20 protein-coding genes are annotated in these 19072 nt (G+C 63.7%); 4 read left to right on the forward strand and 16 right to left on the reverse strand.

Annotated features, from left to right (window positions below; all coding sequences use genetic code 11):
* The first annotated feature begins 2 nt into the window (after nt 1-2).
* Nucleotides 3-563 carry an NUDIX hydrolase gene (locus I7X09_RS03210; protein ID WP_095969082.1) on the forward strand — a complete coding sequence of 187 codons (561 nt, stop codon included), beginning with the start codon at nt 3-5 and terminating at the stop codon, nt 561-563.
* Here I7X09_RS03210 and I7X09_RS03215 read toward each other — a convergent pair.
* From I7X09_RS03215 to rfbD, 4 genes are read right to left on the reverse strand one after another with little or no spacing between them, the layout of a single operon-like run.
* The gene (locus tag I7X09_RS03215) at nt 554-1324 is read right to left on the reverse strand and encodes an SGNH/GDSL hydrolase family protein (protein ID WP_200315544.1); all 771 of its coding nucleotides are present in this window, start codon (nt 1322-1324) and stop codon (nt 554-556) included. The genes I7X09_RS03210 and I7X09_RS03215 overlap by 10 nt on opposite strands.
* A gap of 32 nt (nt 1325-1356) precedes the next feature.
* A complete protein-coding gene (locus tag I7X09_RS03220) occupies nt 1357-2439 on the reverse strand; it encodes a sugar phosphate nucleotidyltransferase (protein WP_378374021.1) in 1083 nt (360 codons plus the stop codon).
* A complete protein-coding gene (locus tag I7X09_RS03225; RefSeq protein ID WP_095969079.1) occupies nt 2436-3350 on the reverse strand; it encodes a glycosyltransferase family 2 protein in 915 nt (304 codons plus the stop codon). The genes I7X09_RS03220 and I7X09_RS03225 overlap by 4 nt, the downstream gene beginning before the upstream one ends.
* Before the next feature lie 43 nt (nt 3351-3393).
* Complete coding sequence (gene rfbD / locus I7X09_RS03230; protein WP_200315546.1) at nt 3394-4233, reverse strand: dTDP-4-dehydrorhamnose reductase; 840 nt, start codon at nt 4231-4233, stop codon at nt 3394-3396.
* A 66-nt stretch (nt 4234-4299) separates the two neighbouring features.
* On the opposite strand from rfbD, the gene I7X09_RS03235 reads away from it, so the two are divergent.
* The gene (locus I7X09_RS03235; RefSeq protein WP_298778203.1) at nt 4300-5832 is read left to right on the forward strand and encodes an LCP family protein; all 1533 of its coding nucleotides are present in this window, start codon (nt 4300-4302) and stop codon (nt 5830-5832) included.
* Between the two features lie 21 nt (nt 5833-5853).
* The gene (locus I7X09_RS03240; RefSeq protein WP_200315548.1) at nt 5854-6567 is read left to right on the forward strand and encodes a TIGR03089 family protein; all 714 of its coding nucleotides are present in this window, start codon (nt 5854-5856) and stop codon (nt 6565-6567) included.
* A 3-nt stretch (nt 6568-6570) separates the two neighbouring features.
* On the opposite strand, the gene I7X09_RS03245 is transcribed toward I7X09_RS03240, so the two are convergent.
* From I7X09_RS03245 to I7X09_RS03275, 7 genes are all read right to left on the reverse strand, one after another.
* Nucleotides 6571-9021, reverse strand: coding sequence for an ABC transporter permease (locus tag I7X09_RS03245; RefSeq protein WP_200315550.1), 2451 nt, complete (start codon nt 9019-9021; stop codon nt 6571-6573).
* Nucleotides 9018-9815 carry an ABC transporter ATP-binding protein gene (locus I7X09_RS03250; RefSeq protein ID WP_200315552.1) on the reverse strand — a complete coding sequence of 266 codons (798 nt, stop codon included), beginning with the start codon at nt 9813-9815 and terminating at the stop codon, nt 9018-9020. Before I7X09_RS03250 ends, I7X09_RS03245 begins: the two co-directional genes overlap by 4 nt.
* Before the next feature lie 135 nt (nt 9816-9950).
* Entirely contained in the window at nt 9951-10643 is a 693-nt protein-coding gene (locus I7X09_RS03255; protein WP_124566418.1) for a response regulator, read from the reverse strand.
* A 35-nt stretch (nt 10644-10678) separates the two neighbouring features.
* Nucleotides 10679-11866, reverse strand: a complete 1188-nt coding sequence (locus I7X09_RS03260) for a sensor histidine kinase (protein ID WP_095969073.1) — start codon at nt 11864-11866, stop codon at nt 10679-10681.
* Nucleotides 11867-11886: 20 nt separating this feature from the next.
* Nucleotides 11887-12264, reverse strand: coding sequence for a hypothetical protein (locus tag I7X09_RS03265; RefSeq protein WP_166809777.1), 378 nt, complete (start codon nt 12262-12264; stop codon nt 11887-11889).
* A gap of 7 nt (nt 12265-12271) precedes the next feature.
* Nucleotides 12272-12784, reverse strand: a complete 513-nt coding sequence (gene purE, locus I7X09_RS03270; RefSeq protein WP_200315554.1) for a 5-(carboxyamino)imidazole ribonucleotide mutase — start codon at nt 12782-12784, stop codon at nt 12272-12274.
* On the reverse strand, nt 12768-13967 hold the full coding sequence (locus tag I7X09_RS03275) for a 5-(carboxyamino)imidazole ribonucleotide synthase (protein ID WP_206029110.1): 1200 nt from the start codon (nt 13965-13967) through the stop codon (nt 12768-12770). Before I7X09_RS03275 ends, purE begins: the two co-directional genes overlap by 17 nt.
* Nucleotides 13968-14158: 191 nt before the next feature.
* Between I7X09_RS03275 and I7X09_RS03280 the strand changes: the two genes are divergently transcribed.
* Nucleotides 14159-14758: a GtrA family protein gene (locus I7X09_RS03280; RefSeq protein WP_095969069.1), complete on the forward strand. Its 600-nt coding sequence runs from the start codon at nt 14159-14161 to the stop codon at nt 14756-14758.
* A gap of 26 nt (nt 14759-14784) precedes the next feature.
* Here I7X09_RS03280 and I7X09_RS03285 read toward each other — a convergent pair whose 3' ends face one another.
* From I7X09_RS03285 to I7X09_RS03305, 5 genes are all read right to left on the reverse strand, one after another.
* A complete protein-coding gene (locus I7X09_RS03285) occupies nt 14785-16107 on the reverse strand; it encodes a sensor histidine kinase (RefSeq protein WP_095969068.1) in 1323 nt (440 codons plus the stop codon).
* A 26-nt stretch (nt 16108-16133) separates the two neighbouring features.
* The gene (locus tag I7X09_RS03290) at nt 16134-16814 is read right to left on the reverse strand and encodes a response regulator transcription factor (protein ID WP_003940916.1); all 681 of its coding nucleotides are present in this window, start codon (nt 16812-16814) and stop codon (nt 16134-16136) included.
* A 37-nt stretch (nt 16815-16851) separates the two neighbouring features.
* Nucleotides 16852-17418, reverse strand: a complete 567-nt coding sequence (locus I7X09_RS03295) for a PH domain-containing protein (protein WP_095969067.1) — start codon at nt 17416-17418, stop codon at nt 16852-16854.
* Between the two features lie 73 nt (nt 17419-17491).
* Nucleotides 17492-18067, reverse strand: coding sequence for an HdeD family acid-resistance protein (locus I7X09_RS03300; protein ID WP_003941007.1), 576 nt, complete (start codon nt 18065-18067; stop codon nt 17492-17494).
* Between the two features lie 118 nt (nt 18068-18185).
* Nucleotides 18186-19040: a biotin--[acetyl-CoA-carboxylase] ligase gene (locus I7X09_RS03305; protein WP_200315556.1), complete on the reverse strand. Its 855-nt coding sequence runs from the start codon at nt 19038-19040 to the stop codon at nt 18186-18188.
* Nucleotides 19041-19072 lie beyond the last annotated feature (32 nt).

Consider the following 19072-nt stretch of genomic DNA (forward strand, 5'->3'; position numbering starts at 1 on the left):
TCATGTCAGCCGAATCACTGCACGCCTCGGCCAAGGGCGTCCTGGAGGGCTGGGTGACGCCCTCCGAAGCGGACGAGTCACTGCGGCACACGATGCTCGCGTTCCTCGATTCGGCTCCGGACGGCTGCCTTCGTCGCCACGCACCGGGACACATCACAGCGTCGTCTCTGGTTCTCGACGAGAGTGGCTGCCACGTCCTGCTGACGCTGCATCCCAAGGTGGGCAGGTGGATTCAGCTCGGCGGCCACTGCGAACCCGACGACGAGACGGTGGTCGATGCAGCATTGCGGGAGGCTCGTGAGGAGTCCGGAATTCACGACGTCCGGATAGACGCGGACTTACTCTCCGCCCACACACATCCGATCACGTGCTCACTCGGAGTCCCGACCAGACATCTCGATCTACGGTTTCTCGTTGTGGCACCGGATAATTCGCATATCGTCCGGAGCGCAGAGTCCACCGACCTGCGATGGTGGCCGGTGGACGCGCTCCCGCCGACTGCCGAACGCGAGACCATCGACCACCTGGTCGCGCTCGCACATCAACGCAAGAATCAGGACTGAATCGGGGACAGTTCGGGTTGCTTGGCGCTTACGCCGTCACCCGAGGACGTTCCCTTCACTCGCCGAGCTACCCACGGCACCAAGAACTCTCGTGCCCATTGACGATCCTCGCGACGAGTTTCGGCTTTCGTGAGAACCGGCGCCGGTCCCAGATCGGGCGGGATCAATCCGTGTTCGACACCGAGCACGTCGAGCACACGCGTCGCCATGTTCTCGTGCCCGGCGGGCGACATGTGCAGTCGATCCCAGCCCCACATCCGAAGGTCCTGATATTCGGAGAATCGCCAGAAGTCGACGAGGGTCGCACCATGGCGGTCCGCCACCTCACGAACTAGCTCGTTGTAGATCGCCAGACGTCCGCGGAGCTTGCCGAAGAAGGCGGACCATCCGGTGTCGTACGCGGTGAACATCAGAACCCGGGCGCCGGATTCAGTGAGCCGGCCGATTGCCGAATCGTAGCGGGCGACGACTGCATCGATGTCGAGCTTGGGACGCATCATGTCGTTTCCGCCGGCGTAGATGGTCACCAGATCGGGCTTCAGCGCCAGGGCGGGTTCCAACTGCTCGTCGATGATCGGTCCGAGTAGGCGACCACGAATCGCCAGGTTGGCGTAGCGGAACTCGGGATTGTTCACCGCCAGCTGCTCGGCCACTCGGTCTGCCCACCCGCGCAGACCGTTGGGGAATCGTTCGTCGGCGTCGCCGACGCCCTCGGTGAACGAGTCACCGAGGGCAACGTAACGGCTCGGAAGAGAAGTCATACCCACCAGTATTCCAGTAGGTCAGCTAACGATCACACATCTGTGCTGAAGCGCACGCCACCGTCCGGCAACGTCACGCCCGGCCACACGCGTGCGCCGCGCAACAATTCACATCGCGCACCGATGTCCGCGCCGTCACCGATGACGGCGTCGCGAACCAGTGCTCGGGGTCCGATACGGACGCCGAATCCGAGGATCGATCGTTCGACCACCGCGCCGGCTTCCACAACCGCGCCGTCGAAGAGAATTGCACCGTCGAGGCGCGCACCTGCGCCGACTTCGGCTCCTCGACCGACGACAGTGCCGCCGATCAGGACGGCACCCGGCGCGATTCCGGCTCCGGGGTGAACGAGGGACTCACCGCGCGGACCTTCGAGAGCGGGCGAAGGAGCGATGCCCCGCACCAGGTCGGCGGAACCACGAACGAAGTCCTCGGGGGTGCCCATGTCCCGCCAGTACGACGAGTCGACGTGGCCGAACACGCGCTTACCCTCGGCGAGGAGGTTCGGGAACACCTCACGCTCCACCGAGACCGGGCGTCCTTCGGGGATCTGCTCGATGATCTCGCGCTTGAACACGTAGCAACCGGCGTTGATCTGATCCGTCGGCGGATCCTGCGTCTTCTCCAGGAAGGCCGAGACCCGTCCGTCCTCGTCGGTCGGAACACAACCGAATGCACGCGGGTCACCCACGCGAACCAGGTGCAAGGTCACGTCGGCATCCGTCTTCTCGTGGGTCTCGAGAATGCCGTTGAGATCGGTGCCGCCGAGCACGTCACCGTTGAACACCATGACGTTGTCGCCACGCAACTTCGGGAGCACGTTGCGGATTCCGCCACCGGTGCCCAGTGGTTCGGTCTCGAAGACGTAGTCGATCTCGAGCCCCATCTTGGAGCCGTCGCCGAAGTAGTCCTCGAATACCTCTGCCTTGAAAGACGTTCCGAGCACAACGTGCTTGATACCGGCTGCCTCGATCCGGGCGAGCAGATGTGTCAGGAACGGCAGGCCGGCGGTCGGAAGCATCGGCTTGGGTGCCGACAACGTCAGCGGACGCAGCCGAGTGCCCTTGCCGCCTACCAGGATTACGGCGTCGGTCGGATTCTGATCGGACATCATTTTCCCCCGTGGTTCGAAACTGTTGGGTTGTCGGTCGAGTTGTCGGTGCGAGCGCGCTCGCGGACTGCTGAAGCTACGGCGATCTTGGATCGCACAGCGAGGCCACCGCGCAGGGCGAGTCGCAACGGCGCCTGCCACCAGTGCGGATGGCGATCAGCCTGGAACTGGTAGGCACTGCGATGATGGGCGGGCAACATCAGTTCCGGATGACGTCCTGCCGCATGACCTTTGGCATGCGTGACGACAGCCGAGGGGACGAATACGTTGAGCCACCCGGCTTTTCCGAGGCGGTCACCGAAGTCGACGTCCTCCATGTACATGAAGTAACGAGAGTCGAAACCGGAGATGGTGTCGAAGGCGTCGCGTCGTACCAGCAGGCACGACCCGGAAAGCCACCCCACGGCACGCTCGGTGACGGCCTCGTTCTCCTGACGGTAACGAGCAGTCCACGGGTTCTTCGGCCACACCGTACCGAGCAACGCGTGCCCGACGCCCGAGGTGATGTCGGGCACCGTTCGCGCCGACGGATAGACACTGCCGTCCGGTTCGAGGACCTTCGGCCCCAGTGCACCGGCCCTTGGCCACCGATTTGCCGCAGCCACCAATTCGTCGAGTGAACCGGGTGCCCATTGGACGTCCGGGTTGGAAATCACGACGAATTCGATCGACGAATCGATCTCCGCGACAGCCCGATTTATCGCTCCCCCGTACCCGATGTTTCCACCGGTACGAAGCAGACGGACATGCTCGTACTTGGCATCAGCGGCCTCGGGGGCACCATCGGTCGACCCATTGTCGGCCATGATGACCTGGGGTTTTTCTGTCGTCGCCACAGCGAGCGTGCTCAAGAAATTCTCGAGATGCTCGCCTGGCGAGTAGGTCACCGTTACCACGGCCAGCTTGGGACTCACGCCGGTCAGCCTAGCCGTCCGCGGCCACTGCCCCGAACAATGCTCACGCCAGAGCGGCGTGCAGAGCCTCTCGCCACGGACGCAACGGCGTCATTCCCGCGGTAACCCATGCGCGCTCGGACAAGACCGAATATGCCGGGCGCGGGGCGGGGCGTACGAACTCCGCGCTACTGCACGGGCGCACCCGTGCCGGGTCCGCGCCGATCTCCTCGAACACAGCACGCGCCAACTCGTACCAACTGGCGTGCCCGCTGTTGGTCACGTGGAATGTCGACGCACCCGTGAAGTCCCGCAGCGCGAGTTCGACGATGCCGCCGGCCAGATCGACGCTGTACGTGGGTGACCCGATCTGGTCGTCCACGACGTTCACGAATTCTCGTTCTGCTTCGAGCCTTCGCATCGTGGCGACAAAATCGGTACCGACACCCGAATACACCCACGCGGTACGCACGACGGCAACGTCGGCCCCCGAATCTCGAACAGCGATCTCGCCGTCCAGTTTGGTTCGGCCGTAGACCGTCGCGGGACCGGTCGGGGCATCGACGTCGTAGGGCGTGCTCGCGTCGCCCGGAAATACGTAGTCCGTCGAGACGTGGATCAACCGCGAACCGGCACGCGCACACGCTCGCGCGAGATTCAGCGGTCCGATCTCGTTGACCGCCCTCGCTGCCTCCTGGTCTGTCTCGGCAGCATCGACTGCCGTGTACGCAGCGCAGTTGATCACCACCGAATCAGGCGAGACGAACTCGTCGACCGCGCGGCTGTCGGTGATGTCGAGCTCGCGGGAACCGACGGCCGTCACAGTGTGACCCGCCGACGTTGCGAGAGCATCAATACGTGTTCCGAGCTGCCCTCGGGCGCCGGTGAGCAGGATATTCGTCACATGGTTGAGTCTGGCACGCCGCGCCGAGGTACCCGCGGCCGAGCATCGGACCAGTAACCTGAAGGAGTGTCCCACCAGCAACCGCAGCGCCGCGCGCGTCCACGACCTGCGCCGATTCGGACCAAGACGAGCCCGGCTCGCATAGCGGTCGCGGTGCTCTCCGTGCTCGTACTGCTGGTCACCGGGTTCGCGTGGCGGGGTGTGGACTCGTTGAGAAACAGCCTGGCCACTGCCAGCGGCCTCGGCCTCGGTGGGGGCAAGGACGGAGCCATCGACATCTTGATGGTGGGTACCGACAGTCGCACCGACGCACACGGCAACCCGCTCTCGCAAAGCGAGCTCGACTCGTTGCGCGCCGGCGAGGAAGTCGCCTCCAACACCGACACCATCATCTTGATCCGCGTCCCCAACGACGGAAGTTCCGCAACCGCGATCTCGATTCCCCGCGATGCATACGTCAACGTCCCCGGTATCGGTATGTCGAAGATCAACGCCGCGTTCGGTGCCACCAAGGAAACCGAGCGACTGAAGTTGGTCAACAACGGGTCGTCCGACACCGAAGCCGACAAGAAGTCGACGGAAGCCGGCCGAACCGCGCTCATCGGAGCCGTGGCGAATCTGACCGGCATCACCGTCGATCACTACGCCGAAGTCGGTCTACTCGGATTCGTCCTGCTGACCAACGCCGTGGGTGGAGTCGACGTCTGTCTCAATGCGCCGGTCGACGAACCGATGTCCGGAGCCAACTTCGCAGCCGGGAAACAGACACTCGACGGCGCCGACGCGCTGAGCTTCGTGCGACAACGACACGACCTTCCTCGCGGCGACCTGGACCGGATCGTGCGCCAGCAGGTGTTCATGGCTTCTCTCGTCAGCAAGGTACTCAGCGCAAAAACGTTGAGCGATCCCGGAAAGCTCAGTCAGTTGACCTCGGCCGTTCAGCGTTCCGTCGTCATCGACGACGACTGGGACATCATCGAATTCGCCAAGCAGTTGCAGAATCTGGCCGGCGGCAAGGTGCAATTCGAGACCATCCCCGTTCTCGACATCAACGGCATGACCGATTACGGCGAGTCCATCGTCAAGGTCGATCCCAAGGCCGTCAAGAAATACATCGCCGGACTGGTCGGCGCCGACAGCGAGGACTCGGAGGAGACCTCGGAGGCACCGACCACCGTGAATGCGTCCTCGATCACCGTCGACGTCGCGAACGCCAGTGACATCGCAGGGTTGGCCAGCGGAGTTTCCGAGGCGTTGAGTGCCCTCGGGTACAAACAGGGTCAGGTCGGCAACAACACCGGCGCCGATGTCTCCGAATCGACGGTGTTCGCAAAGTCCGCGGACGACGACGCTGCACTCGCGGTGGCCGAGGCACTCGGGGGCCTGACGGTCAAGGCGGATTCGTCGTTGTCCTCGGGCAAGGTTCGAGTTGTCATTGCCGAGGACTACTCCGGGCCGCAGTCCGCGGACGCGGTATCTCCGTCCGAAGGCGCAGCGACCACGACTGAATCGGCGAGCACCACCGAGACCAGCCCCACCCCCGCACCGCCCGGTCCCCCGATCGATGCAGCCTCCAACGGTCCCCGCTGTGTTAACTGAACGGCTGCGTAAGCTGAGGACGTGCCTTCGCCTGTAGACAACCTGACCGACGCCCTCCTCGGACCGATCTTGACTGCCGACCCGGCCGGCCCTCGCGTGACGTACTACGACGATGCCACCGGCGAGCGCATCGAATTGTCTGCGAGCACGCTGGCCAACTGGGCGGCCAAGACCGCGAACATGGTTCGGGACGAGTTCGCCCTCGAGCCCGGCGGCAAGGTCGCCGTGCTGCTGCCCGCACACTGGCAGAGCGTCGCCGTCTTGCTGGGTGTGTGGTGGGCAGGCGGTGAGGTAGTCCTCTCCCCCGACGCCGACGCCGAACTGGCTTTTGTCACCGCCGACCGCCTGGACGACGTTGCGGACGTACCCGAAGTAGCCGCACTCTCACTCGACGCGTTCGGCAAGGGATTGAGCGATCTTCCGCTCGGCGTCGCCGATTACGCAACGTCCATTCGCGTCCACGGTGACCAGTTCCGCAGCACCGGAGCCGGTTCGGCGTTGGAAGGTCGGTCCGTAGCGGACACGATCGACGCGGCTCGTGCATCGGCGAAGAACATCGAATTGGCGTCGACGGATCGTGTCCTCTCCAGCCGGACGTGGGACACGGCAGACGACTTGATCGACGGGCTTCTGGCGGTCCTCGCCGCAGGCGCCTCACTCGTGCAGGTGGCCCACCCGGACACGGAAGCTACCGCGCGCCGAGTGGGCACCGAGAAGGTCACAAAGCAGTTCTGAGCGCTAGCTCGCGAGAGCTGTCACCGGTGACACCAGTCCCGCCCGCCGAGCGGGGAGCAGTGACGCGATCACACCGCAGATTCCGCCGATCAACACGATGGCCACCAACTGCACCCACGGCACTGCGCTGAGGGCAACGTCCTCGATCCCGAACACCGATGCGGTACCCGCTACGCCGAACACCATCCCGAACAACACTCCGATCACCGATGCAACTCCTGCCACCAGCAGTGCTTCCCAGATCAACACGGCTCGAATTCCCTTCTTGGTCAATCCGAGTGCGCGGAGCAGTCCGGATTCGCGGCGCCGTTCGAGTACGGACAGCGCCATCGTGTTTCCGACGCCGATCAAGGCGATCAGCACCGCTACCGACAGCAATCCGGCAACCACCATGAGCATGGTGTCGAGGATCGAATCGAGGGCTGAACGCATCTCGGTCATTCCCTGAACATCGCTGCCCGGGGCTTCCTGGCGTGAGAGGTCGGTGATGCGGTCGGTGGCGGCGAGCGCCTGTTCGTCAGTATCCGTATTCAACCTGACCCAGTACGAATCGGTGGTCGGTGCAGTGGCCGCTGCACCCAGATCTCCTCGATCCAGCAGCGCTGGTTGACCTTTCACGCCTTCGATCACGCTGACGTTGACGGCGCCGCGATCCCCTCTCACCGTGGCCGTATCGCCCGCCGAGAGTTTGTACTCGGTCAGATCAGCGGGCGAGAGCACGAGCTGACCGGCAGTGGGTACCGAGATCTCGGTACGCAGAACATCTTTCACCCGAGCAGCGTCGACGCCGAATCCGGCCAGCGAGCCGCGCCCGTCGATCGTCAGTTCGGCCTTGTCCAGACCGCTCACCGCGCCGACTCCGTTGACGGCCGCAATGTCAGTCCCCAAACCGGCGGGCAGGGGCGCGGAGCCGGAGCTGCTCACCATCACGTCGACCGGAAATTGGCTGTCCATTGCTGCAGGTGCAGCTTCCTTGACCGTCGCGATTCCCACGACGAGCGTGCTCGTCAATGCGACTCCGATCAACAGAGCCGTGGCTGTCGCCGAGGTCCGGCGTGGGTTTCTCCCGGCGTTGCCTGCTGCCAGGCTTCCCACCGGACCGATCAGTCTCGCCAATACGCCACCCGCGGCATTGATCAGTGCAGGCACAATTCGACCGGACAGGGCTGCGATTCCCAGGAACGAGAACAGCCCACCGGCGGTTGCGGCCGGCACCTGCTGATTCGTCACTCCCAGGACCGTCATCGCGATGCCCGCGAGCAGGATCACGACGCCGAGAACCCGGCGCACCACCGACACCTGAACGCTCTCGGGCTTGGATTCCATCGGCTGCAGTGCCGCCAACGGGGACAACTTCGTTGCCGCCCGTCCGGGCGCAGATGCAGCGAGCATCGTCATCACGATGCCGACAGCAAGGCCGACCACGACGGTCACCGGGGTGACGCTCAGTGACGAAAGTGGAACCGGCACATCCGCGGCCGTTGCTACGCGACCGATCGCCCAGGCGAGTCCGACACCGAGTCCGACGCCGATCACCGAGGCGATCACGCCGACCGCCGCGGCTTCACTGCGAATGCTCCGGCGAACCTGCTTGGCCGTGGCGCCGACGCATCGCAGCAACGCGAGTTCCTGAGTGCGCGCGGCGAGCAATACGGCAAACGTATTGGCGATCACCAGCGCGGCAACGACTACGGCGATGGCGCCGAAGGCGAGCAAGACCGTGCTGAGGATCTTGGTGCCGCCCATGTATTCCGCTGCGGCGTTGTCCGTGGCTTCTTCTCCGGTCAGCACCGTGGAGTCCGAAGGCAACGCGCTCGAGATCGAATCCACGAGTTGTTGCTGAGAGCGTGAACCGTCACCGGCGACACGGAACTCACGTTCGGCACTGTCGCCGGCCCACGCGCTCACCTGCTCGGCAGTGGTGAATATCTTGATCCCGCCCAGACGTTGCGCCGAACCGGACAGGTCGACCAAGCCGACTACCTCCGCGGTGGGTGCCGCGGCACCGACCGTCGAATCTCGTGCCGTGACAGTGATTCGGGCACCCATCGGTATCCCGGAGTCCGCACTCACCAACACCTGCCCGAGGCCGGTGGGAAGCGACCCCTCTGACACCTTCTCCCAACGCAATTCGGGATTGTCGGCGATCGAGAGCGCATCCCCGTAGGACGCGCCCTTTGCCTCGGAATCGACGCGAACATACGTCGACACGTCGTCGGCGACCGCTGAGACGCCCGGCACTGCGCTCAGCACTGCTTCTGTCACTCCTGGACCGGAGGCGACAACATCGGTGGTTTCATATTGCGTCGCAAGTGATTTACTCACACTCGCATCAACCGTCGAGCTCAATGTCAAAGTCGCGACGATGTATCCGACTGCGATCACCACGGCGAGTATCGACGCCACATAGCGCCCGGCATGCGCCCGCGCCTGGGCAAAGGCCAGACCCTTCATCGCAGTGCGCCCGAAGCTGCAGGAACATCGGCCAAGTCGTCGGCCCCGAGGGCGCGCATGGCACCGATCACCGAGTCGACGGTGGGATGGTCGATCTCTCCGGCGATACGCCCGTCCGCGATCAACACGACTCGGTCCGCATACGACGCCGCCACCGGATCGTGTGTCACCATGACGACCGTCTGACCGGTCTCCCGGACGCTGGTGCGCAAGAGTCCCAGAACCTCTGTCCCGGAACGGGAATCCAGGTTTCCGGTGGGTTCGTCGGCAAAGATCACGTCGGGCTGAGGCAGGAGTGCGCGGGCGACAGCAACACGCTGCTGTTGACCACCGGACAACTCGTGCGGAAGGTGATCGAGGCGCTGGGACAGTCCTAGCTTGCCGATCACCTCGTCCATCCACTCGGGCGACGGTTCACTGCCTGCCAACTTCATCGGCAGCAGCATGTTCTCCCGAGCAGTGAGCACCGGAAGCAGGTTGAACGCTTGGAAGACGAACCCGATTCGCTCGCGTCGCAGTTCGGTGAGTTCCGTGTCGCCGAATTTCGTGACCTCGGTGTCGCCCAGGAAAACCTGCCCGCCCGAGACCGTGTCGAGTCCGGCCAGGCAGTGCATGAGCGTCGACTTTCCGGAGCCGGACGGGCCCATGATCGCGGTGAACCGCTCACGGCCGAAGTCCACGTCGACGCCGCCGAGCGCGTGAACCGTGGTCTCACCGGTGCCGTACACCTTGGTGACACCGCGCGCGGTGATCGCCGGCACTTCGGCTGGTTCCGTCGTGGTGTGCGCATGCATTCTTTTGCCCTCCGTAAAGCTTCTCGCTATGACGGAATCGACGTTATTGCAGCGCAAGTGGTCTACGCGTCGGAGCGCGGGGCGATCTTCGAAACCCTGGTGTCATCCCGGGGTAGGACTGGACACGACTGCTCGTCAGCCCTCGGTACCGAGGAGGTCGGCGCGCTTGACCAAGCCGATCTGGAAGGCGAAGACGACTGCCTGCACGCGATCACGTGAATGCGTCTTCGAAAGAACCCGTCCGACATGGGTTTTCACAGTCGTTTCGGAGACGTGGAATTTGGCGGCGATCTCCGAATTCGACAGCCCGTACGCCATGGCCTCGAGCACCTCGACCTCGCGGGGGGTCAACTCTTCGGGCAACTGCGCTTCGGGCGCCGAACCTTCCAGGAGCGGCCCGACGTGCTGAAGCAGTCGCCGGGTGGCCCGGGCCTCGATCACCGCGTCCCCGCGGTGCACGGTGCGGATGGCGTCGAGCAACTGCTCCGGTGGCACGTCCTTGAGCAGGAATCCGCTGGCGCCCGCCCTGATTGCCGACATCACGTACTCGTCGTTGTCGAAGGTGGTGAGCACCACGACCTTCGGTGCATCGGGATCGGCCAGGAGCCGACGGGTCGCCTCGATGCCGTCCATCTTCGGCATCTGGACATCCATCAGGACGACGTCGACATGACGGGCGGCCAATTCGGTCAATGCCTGCTGACCGTCCGAAGCCTCGACCACCACGGACAGATCCGGCTGCGAGTCGATGACCATTCGAAAACCTGCGCGGACCAGCTGCTGATCGTCGATCAGTGCCACTGCAATCGGAGCCACGTGTTCGTCCATGCCACTCACCTTAAGACCTGCAGACGTTTCAAGACCTACCCAGACGTTCGTTCGTAGGGCAGGACAGCCCGGACACTGTATCCGCCGCCAGATTTCGGTCCGGCGGTAACTTTGCCTCCGTGCAGTTTGGCGCGCTCGGCCATTCCGATCAGCCCCTGCCCGCCTGGTGACGATTCGACCAGCGCTGCGCTGCCACCTCGTCCGTCGTCGGTGATGCCGAGAACGAGTTCGGTTTCAGCCCACGTCATCTCGACGCTCGCCTGTGCTCCTGGTCCGGCATGTTTGAGAACGTTCGTCAGCGATTCCTGGACGATGCGATACGCCGTCAACCCCGCACCTGCCGAGAGTTCGCGTGGTTCGCCGGTCACGCTGACGGCGATGTCGAGTCCACTGCTGCGCAACTCGTGGAACAGACTGTCGATGTCGCCCGCGCCCGGGATCACCGAGAAGTCACGGGGCGTGTCCTCGCGCAGAACCGACAGAAGCGAGCGCATGTCGGTCAGCGCCTGGCGGCCCGTGGAGGCAATGGTTTCGAGCGCCTGAACGGCAGCCTGCGGGTCCTTCGCCGCACTGTAGCGTCCGCCGTCGGCTTGGGCGATGACAACGGTCAACGAATGCGCGACGATGTCGTGCATCTCGCGCGCTATCCTCGAGCGCTCGCTGATCGTCGCGATTTCCGCTTCCTGCGCGCGCTCGAGTTCGAGCAACCGTGCGCGCTCGGTGAGGCCTTCCAGTTGTTTGGTGCGGACTCGACGCAGATCACCGAACGCCCAGACCGCGAGCATGAAGATCATGACGGCCACGGACTGCATGACCTGCGAAGACACCGGGATTCCGTCGTAGCCGAAGTATCGAACAGTCCCGGCAATCGAGCCGAGCAACGCGAGCAGCAGACCGGTGAGTGAACTCCATCGTGCGCCGTAGGCGGCCAGCGCGTACAGGGAGATGGGAACAACGACGGCGGACGCCAGCAGCGTATTGCCGATGAAGATCACGTGCAGTACCGAGAACCCGGCGATCACCATGCCGGAGAGTTCCGGGCGCGAGCGCCGCCACACCAGCGGAACCGTCATGCCCAGCGAGATGAACACCGCCAGCGGACTCGCCTCGACCGCAACGACGACACTGAACAGTGCGGCAACCGTCGCGATGCAGATGTCCACACCGCGAGCATGATCCGCGCTCCAGCGGACGAAGCGTTCACTAGTCGGAAAACGAGCCATGCCGCCAACATTAGCTTTGCTCAGGTGCGGTAGCCGCCGTCTTCGAGTCCGGCCTCGATTTCGAATCGGTTCCGCGGCCCGCGATGACGCAGCTCCTCACGCAGGTAGAGCAGCCCGAATACGATTCCGTACCTGGCCCATTGGTCTGCGTGGACAGCTTCGTGACGAAGGACGGATCGAGTCGTGTTTCTCCGCGTGAGATACACACCACCGAGAGTTGTTCCGCCTCTGGCGAACCCGCCGCGTAGCCCGGAAGCGACAAAGATCCCGGACTCGTCGTCGAAGCTGATGTCCGCGCCGAGAAGCCCGGCGTAGAACAGGGCGACGCGAGTGACGAATGCGGACTGCGCGCTGCCCCGACTCGCTCGGATCAGCGGCAGCCCGCGTCGTGCACACACGAGAAGATCAGTCCAGCAGTTTCTCGCGAAGCGCCTTGTCCTTGTCGAGCACCATCGACTCGAGGCTCTCCTGGAATGCCACCATCCGCTGCTGCAGTGCGGGATCGGAAGCGCCGAGAATCCGGGCGGCCAGCAGACCGGCGTTGCGAGCCCCGCCGATCGACACTGTTGCCACCGGGACACCGGCCGGCATCTGGACGATCGAGAGCAGCGAATCCATACCGTCGAGGTACTTGAGCGGCACCGGAACTCCGATGACGGGCAGCGGCGTTGCCGAGGCAACCATGCCCGGAAGGTGTGCGGCGCCACCGGCACCGGCGATGATGACCTTGATTCCGCGGCCGGCGGCGTCCTTGGCGTAGTCGAGCATCCGCTGAGGCGTACGGTGCGCCGAGACGACTCCGACCTCGAAGCGGATACCGAATTCGGCCAACGCTTCGGCTGCCGCTTCCATGGTCGGCCAATCCGAATCGCTGCCCATGATCAGGCCGACCTGCGCGCTCTCACTCACCGTGTACATCCCATCCGTCGGTCCAAACTGCGTACGAAAGCCAATGTGCTGCCCGCTCGGCGCGTTCCCGAACTGCGGCAACATAATTCGGATCGTCGATGGATCCGGCGCCGCCCACGATGTTGACGTGCCCGATCTTGCGGTCCTTGCGCTCACCCTTGCCGTACAGGTGGATCTTCGCGTCGGGCATCCGAGCGAACAGGTGATGGACACGCTCGTCCATCGTCATCTCGGGCGCTTCCGGTGCACCCAGAACGTTCGCCATCACGGTGACCGGAGCGATCGGCGAGGTGTCTCCGAGCGGGTAGTCGAGAACCGCGCGCAGATGCTGTTCGAACTGAGAGGTGCGGGCGCCGTCCATCGTCCAGTGACCGGAATTGTGCGGGCGCATCGCCAACTCGTTGACCACGAGAGTGCCGTCCGTCGTCTCGAAGAGTTCGACGGCCATCGAGCCGACGACGCCGAGTTCGGACGCGATGCGCAGCGCCAATTGCTCGGCTTCCTCGGCAACGGCACTCGACAGCTCGGGGGCAGGTGCGATCACGACGGCGCACTGGCCGTTGCGCTGAACGGTCTCGACGACCGGCCACGTAGCACCCTGCCCGAACGGTGACCGCGCAACCATGGCGGACAGTTCCCGACGCATCGAGACCATTTCCTCGACGATCAGTGGAACACCCTTGTTCAGCTGCTCGGTGACAATGGCTTCTGCTTCGTCCTGATCGTCGGTGATCCAGACGCCCCGGCCGTCGTAGCCTCCGCGTGTTGCCTTGATGACAAGCGGCCAACCGTGTTCGGCACCGAAACGCACGACGTCTTCTGCCCACGTCACTTCGGCGTACGCCGGTACGGGTGCGCCCAGTTCGGCAAGTTTGCGACGCATCAGCAGTTTGTCCTGAGCGAAGATCAGAGCGTGCGGCGGAGGCTGAACGTTCACGCCTTCGGCAACAAGAACCTCGAGATGTTCGGTCGGCACGTGCTCGTGGTCGAACGTCAACGCGTTGGAACCGACCGCTGCGCGGCGAAGAGCGTCGAGGTCGGTGTGGCTACCCAGCACGACGTCGGGGCTGACCTGAGCTGCCGGCTCGTCCGCAGTCCCGGAGAGCACTCGGAGCGTCTGGCCCAGGGCCACCGCCGCCTGGTGGGTCATCCTGGCCAACTGTCCGCCACCGATCATGGTGACGACGGGCATGGATGCTTTTGCCGGTCGAGGGGTGGTCGGGCGGGCGGGGATCTGCGCGGGATCGTTGTTGCCGGTCACGGCTCTCTATGTTGTCATGTGCCGCGTTCGCCCGTTCATTCAGCGTTCCCAATCTGTGATTCTGCTGATGAATCCGCGGCAAATTGGTGGTAACGCGGTTTCGTTTCGTAAACTCATCTGTTGTGCCATTTGTCGACGGGGTCATTGCCCGCATACCCCAACCGTTTCGTGACATCGCTCTGCGTCACAGCGAGCTGATCAAATTCGCGATCGTCGGCGGAACGACCTTCCTGATCGACTCCGGCATCTTCTACACACTCAAGCTGTCGATCCTCGAATCCAAGCCGATCACGGCCAAGATCATCGCCGGCGTCGTCGCGGTGATCGCGTCGTACATTCTCAACCGCGAGTGGTCGTTCAAGAACCGTGGTGGCCGTGAACCAGCGCACGAGGCTGCCCTGTTCTTCATCATCAGCGCCATCGGCGTCGTCATCAGCTTCATCCCGCTGTACATCTCCAGTTACGTCTTCAACCTGCGCGTACCCGAAGTCAGCTTGGCGACGGAGAACATCGCCGACTTCATCAGTGCGTACGTCATCGGCAACCTGCTGCAGATGGCGTTCCGATTCTGGGCCTTCCGCAAGTTCGTGTTTCCCGACGAGAATCCGGAACCGCTCGAACTATCCGACACCACGGGATTGTCCGAAACCACGGCGTTAACCGAAACCACAGCGCCTGACCCGGTCATTCCTGACGCCGAAGAGGAACTCGGGCACTCCTGAGTTTTCCGTCTGCGCGAGCCTTTCGGTCAGCGCGGTTCGCGGTGCGGAACGACGTCCGCGGGCGGAGCAGTGTTGGCCACCGGCAAGAAGACGGCGAACAAGGCAGGCTTACGCCTCTGCAGTTCCAGTCGGCCCCCGTCGGCTTCGATCAGTGCACGTGCGAGCGCCAACCCGACGCCGGTGGACCCGGCCCCCGAAAATCCTCTGTCGAAGATGTGCGGTGCAAGATCGTTCTCCACGCCGGAGCCCTCGTCGGTGACCTCGACGCACACCATCGAGTCACGACGAGACGAACTGCGACCGGTACCGTCGATCAATCGGACAGACACCGTGCACGTGCCTTCACCGTGTTCGAACGAATTGTCGACCAGAACGGAAACAGCTTCACGCAGACGCGAACCTGTGGTTGCAGCCATCACTGTCCGATCGCCGCGTAGGCGGAGCCTGCGCCCCTCTCCGTCGAACTGAGCCTGCCAGTCGCGGGTCACCTGTTCCAGCTCGCCGACCACCGACACCAGGCTCGCCGACGATCCGCTGGTGCGCGACGAGCGAATCAGGTCGTCGATTCCGTCGGTGAGCCTGTCTACTTGCGCCATGGCTTCCTCGGCCTCGTTCACGACGTCAGGATCTTCGTGAACGGACAACTCGTCCAGGCGCAGCCGCACCGCAGTCAGTCGACTGCGCAGTTGATGCGAGACGTCCGCAACCAGCGCGCGCTCTCGTTGCAGCCGCACCGAAATCTCCACCGTTGCCGCGTCGAGCACGTCGGACACGCGGTCGAGTTCGGGGATGTCGTGCCGACGAGGATCCGGCCGGAAGTCACCTTCGGCGAGGCGCGCCGCCCGGTCGGCCACATCCTGCAGCGGATCGGCCAGCCGACGCGCAGTGACCACGGCGACGACGGTGCCTGCCGTGATGGACAGAAGCACGAGCACACCGACGGCCATCACCGCTTGCTTCTGCTGGGTGCGCAGGTTCTCCGACGGCACCTCGAGGCGCAACGAGCCTGAGGTTCCCATCGCGAGCGATTCGACGAGTGCGTTCTTGACTGTCGCCTCACCGACGTCGACGCGCGCGGCGCCGTCGACGACGGTCGGATACACGACGACGAGGCGCCCGTCGTTCGGGGTGAGGACCTTGAGCGAATCGGTGTTCAACGCACCTTCGACGAGTCCGTTGGTGCCCTCCTGTGCGATGACCTCGGCGGCCATCCGGTCGAGTCGCACCCGGAGGTCACTGCGCGTCACGTCCTCCACCCAGAGCCACGCCGTGTAGATCAGCGGAACTCCCAGCAGCAACGCCGTCATGATCACGACAGCGAGAATCGACTGCAATATGCGACGCCGCATGCCGGCAGTTCCTGGTTCTCGAGTTGCTAGTCGGTGTTGATTCGGAAACCGACACCGCGGACGGTGGCAATTCTGCGTTCCACGGCGGGGCCCTCGTCACCGATCTTGCGGCGCAGCCACGACATGTGCATGTCGAGCGTCTTCGATCCACGAAGCTCGACGTCGCCCCACACCTCACGAAGGATCGTATCGCGCGAGACTACTTCCCCGGCATGCTCGAGGAGGACCCGCAGAAGCTCGTATTCCTTGTTGGCCAAGGCGATTTCGGAACCGTTGACGAGTACGCGTCGTGCCGCGGGCTCGAGTCTGATGCCACCGACCTCGACGATCGTGTCCTCACGGCCACCGTGGCGACGCAGGAGTGCTCGCACACGTGCCATCAACTCGGCGAGACGAAACGGCTTGCTGACGTAGTCGTCGGCGCCCGCGTCCAACCCGACCACGAAGTCGACTTCGTCGGTTCTGGCGGTCAACATCAGCACGGCGAGCGAGGTGCGATGCGCGCGGATCTGTCGACAGACCTCGAGGCCGTCCATGCCCGGAAGGCCGAGATCGAGAATCAACAGATCGAAATCACCTTCGAGCGCCTGCTGCAACGCAGCGGGTCCGGTCGGTTCGACGGTCACCGAATACCCTTCACGTCCCAATGCACGGGAAAGGGGTGCGGCAATGGCCTCGTCGTCTTCGGCTAGCAATACGGCAGTCACACGAACAGACTACGGACAACACGCCTTTGCACGTTGATTACCAGCCATTTCGATCGTTCGGGTCGTCGTTTTCGACGATCGGCCGCTGCAGTGGCTGCTGTGGCGGCTGCTGCGTTGAATCGAAAACCTGGTGATACAGGAGGGCGTGAACATGCTCGACATCCGGAATGTCGTCGAACTCGAGCGGATCGTCACTGGCCGATGCGATGACCAGAGTTCCGGTCTTGAGCATTCGATCGATCAGTCCGTGGCGGAACTGAACATTGCTGATCCGCCCCATGGGAATGTCGATACCGGTATGCGTGAGCACTCCGTGGCGGATGAGCACCCGCCGATCGGTGACGATGAAATGCGTGAACTTCCAGACCGTGAACGGCGCAACCGATCGCCAGGCCACGACGCCGAGCCAGATGATTCCGACGGCAATGGACGACACGGTGCGAGCCGTGCCGTCCAATCTCGTCTGTGCGAGGCCCAACAAGAACCCGGCGACGGCCGTCGCAAGCACGAACGTCAGCGCCGGAAGCACCAACATCTTCCAATGAGGATGGCGATGCAGTATCAGTTCCTCGTCCTGAGCGAGGGCGTCTTCGGGATATCCCATGACGGGAAGTCTGCCACCCCGCACCGACTTTCAGGCACACCGACTTTCAGGCACACCCATCTTCAGGGCACGCTCAGGGCTGCGCGATCTTTCGCAGCACCAGCGGGGTCACGACGATGATGATGCCGTACAGCACCATCCATACGCCGACCACGATGCGGAAGACGTCGAGCGAGAGTTCGGGCTGCAGAAGGACGATCGCGCCCGCGACGATGCTGATGACTCCGAGCACGATCGACAGACCGCGATCGACGGTGTGCCCGGACGCTGCGTCGACCAGATCGAGAACGCCGCGGAATACCCACCAGGCACCGATCACCAGTGCGATCAGAACCACCGTCTGCAAAGGGCTACGGAGAACCAGGAATCCGAGGAGCACTGCCAACGCGCCGGAGATCGCGACAAGCGTCCGAGTTCCACCTGAAGCCGTCACGTCCGCGAACGAACGGATGATCTGGACGATTCCGAATCCGAACAACTGAATTGCAATGACCACCGCGACCACGAAAAGGGTGGCATCCGGCCATGCGAGTACCGCGATACCCAGGCCCAATGTGAGGACACCGAGCAGCACCGTCACGCCGGTGAGTACGCGGCGAGCGCTCTCGGCCGTCTCGGCTTCGGTCGGAACAACGATCGGTGTGGTCATGACGCCCCTAGGCAGCTCAGTAGATCCCGCAGTTAAGTGAAATGAAGGACGGACGGTTGGTTCGAAAACCGGCCAGGGCCAAAAATTAGCACTTTGGTGCCAGAAAATCCGGCAAGGCTCATGATTCGGCTACCGGGGCGGCCCGAAGGTGCGTGATATCACCCGCAGCGACCGCAAAGGTCTTCCCATCTGTTCCCTCGATCTCGATGACGACGCGGCCGGAAGTGTCGACGTCGGTCGCGATACCGAACACCTCCTTGTCGCCCGGCAAGACCGCGCGGACTCGTTTGCCCAGCGTCCCGCAGCGCTGCCGGTATTCGGCAGCCAACACAGATGTATCCCATTTCGATGATTCCCAAGCACGGAACTGCGTCGCCAACTCACGGGCGATTGCTCGAACGAGGGTGTCGCGGTCGACAGTCGATGCTTCTTCGACGAGGAGTGATGTAGCGGTCGGGACGGGCAGCTCCTCCACACCCAGGCTCACGTTCAACCCGATGCCCACCACCACCGCGGGATCGGGCGCAGTCCTTGCCACCTCGGCCAGAATTCCGGCAACCTTCTTGTCGCCGATGAGAACGTCGTTCGGCCACTTGAGTTCTGCGGGCACTTCGGCCACGTTGCGCAGCGCGTCGACGACCGCGATTCCCGACAGCAGCGGGAGCCAACCCATGTCCGTGAGATTCATTCCGGGCATCGACAGCAGAACCGACATCGAGATCTGCGCTTGCGGCGGACTCACCCAGGTGCGCGAATGACGGCCGCGGGCACTCGCCTGATATTCGGCGATCAGAACGTGACGGTCTGCATCCGGATCTGCCGCTCGCGCAAGGAGATCCGCGTTCGTCGAGCCGGTCTCCTCGACCACGTCGAGGCGGTTCCAGAAAACGCGCGCGTCATCGTTGTCACTGCGCACGAGTGCGCGCCGTAGGGCATTGCCGTCGAGGGGCGGTCGGTTCAAGTCGGTCCACATAGTCCCAGCCTATGACGACAGCGAGAATGTAC

Origin of the sequence: Rhodococcus sp. P-2 (genome assembly GCF_016598535.1) — a bacterium.
GTDB classification, from domain to species: domain Bacteria; phylum Actinomycetota; class Actinomycetes; order Mycobacteriales; family Mycobacteriaceae; genus Rhodococcus_F; species Rhodococcus_F baikonurensis.

Excerpts from the sequence above, each read along its gene's own strand:
- purE (WP_200315554.1), bottom strand. The coding sequence starts at position 12,784 with ATGTACACGGTGAGTGAGAGCGCGCAGGTCGGCCTGATCATGGGCAGC.
- I7X09_RS03285 (WP_095969068.1), bottom strand. The coding sequence starts at position 16,107 with ATGCGGCGTCGCATATTGCAGTCGATTCTCGCTGTCGTGATCATGACG.
- I7X09_RS03215 (WP_200315544.1), bottom strand. The coding sequence starts at position 1,324 with ATGACTTCTCTTCCGAGCCGTTACGTTGCCCTCGGTGACTCGTTCACC.
- I7X09_RS03210 (WP_095969082.1), top strand. The coding sequence starts at position 3 with ATGTCAGCCGAATCACTGCACGCCTCGGCCAAGGGCGTCCTGGAGGGC.
- I7X09_RS03275 (WP_206029110.1), bottom strand. The coding sequence starts at position 13,967 with ATGCCCGTCGTCACCATGATCGGTGGCGGACAGTTGGCCAGGATGACC.
- I7X09_RS03295 (WP_095969067.1), bottom strand. The coding sequence starts at position 17,418 with ATGGGATATCCCGAAGACGCCCTCGCTCAGGACGAGGAACTGATACTG.
- I7X09_RS03245 (WP_200315550.1), bottom strand. The coding sequence starts at position 9,021 with ATGAAGGGTCTGGCCTTTGCCCAGGCGCGGGCGCATGCCGGGCGCTAT.
- I7X09_RS03250 (WP_200315552.1), bottom strand. The coding sequence starts at position 9,815 with ATGCATGCGCACACCACGACGGAACCAGCCGAAGTGCCGGCGATCACC.
- I7X09_RS03260 (WP_095969073.1), bottom strand. The coding sequence starts at position 11,866 with ATGGCTCGTTTTCCGACTAGTGAACGCTTCGTCCGCTGGAGCGCGGAT.
- I7X09_RS03255 (WP_124566418.1), bottom strand. The coding sequence starts at position 10,643 with ATGGACGAACACGTGGCTCCGATTGCAGTGGCACTGATCGACGATCAG.
- I7X09_RS03300 (WP_003941007.1), bottom strand. The coding sequence starts at position 18,067 with ATGACCACACCGATCGTTGTTCCGACCGAAGCCGAGACGGCCGAGAGC.
- I7X09_RS03305 (WP_200315556.1), bottom strand. The coding sequence starts at position 19,040 with ATGTGGACCGACTTGAACCGACCGCCCCTCGACGGCAATGCCCTACGG.
- I7X09_RS03220 (WP_378374021.1), bottom strand. The coding sequence starts at position 2,439 with ATGATGTCCGATCAGAATCCGACCGACGCCGTAATCCTGGTAGGCGGC.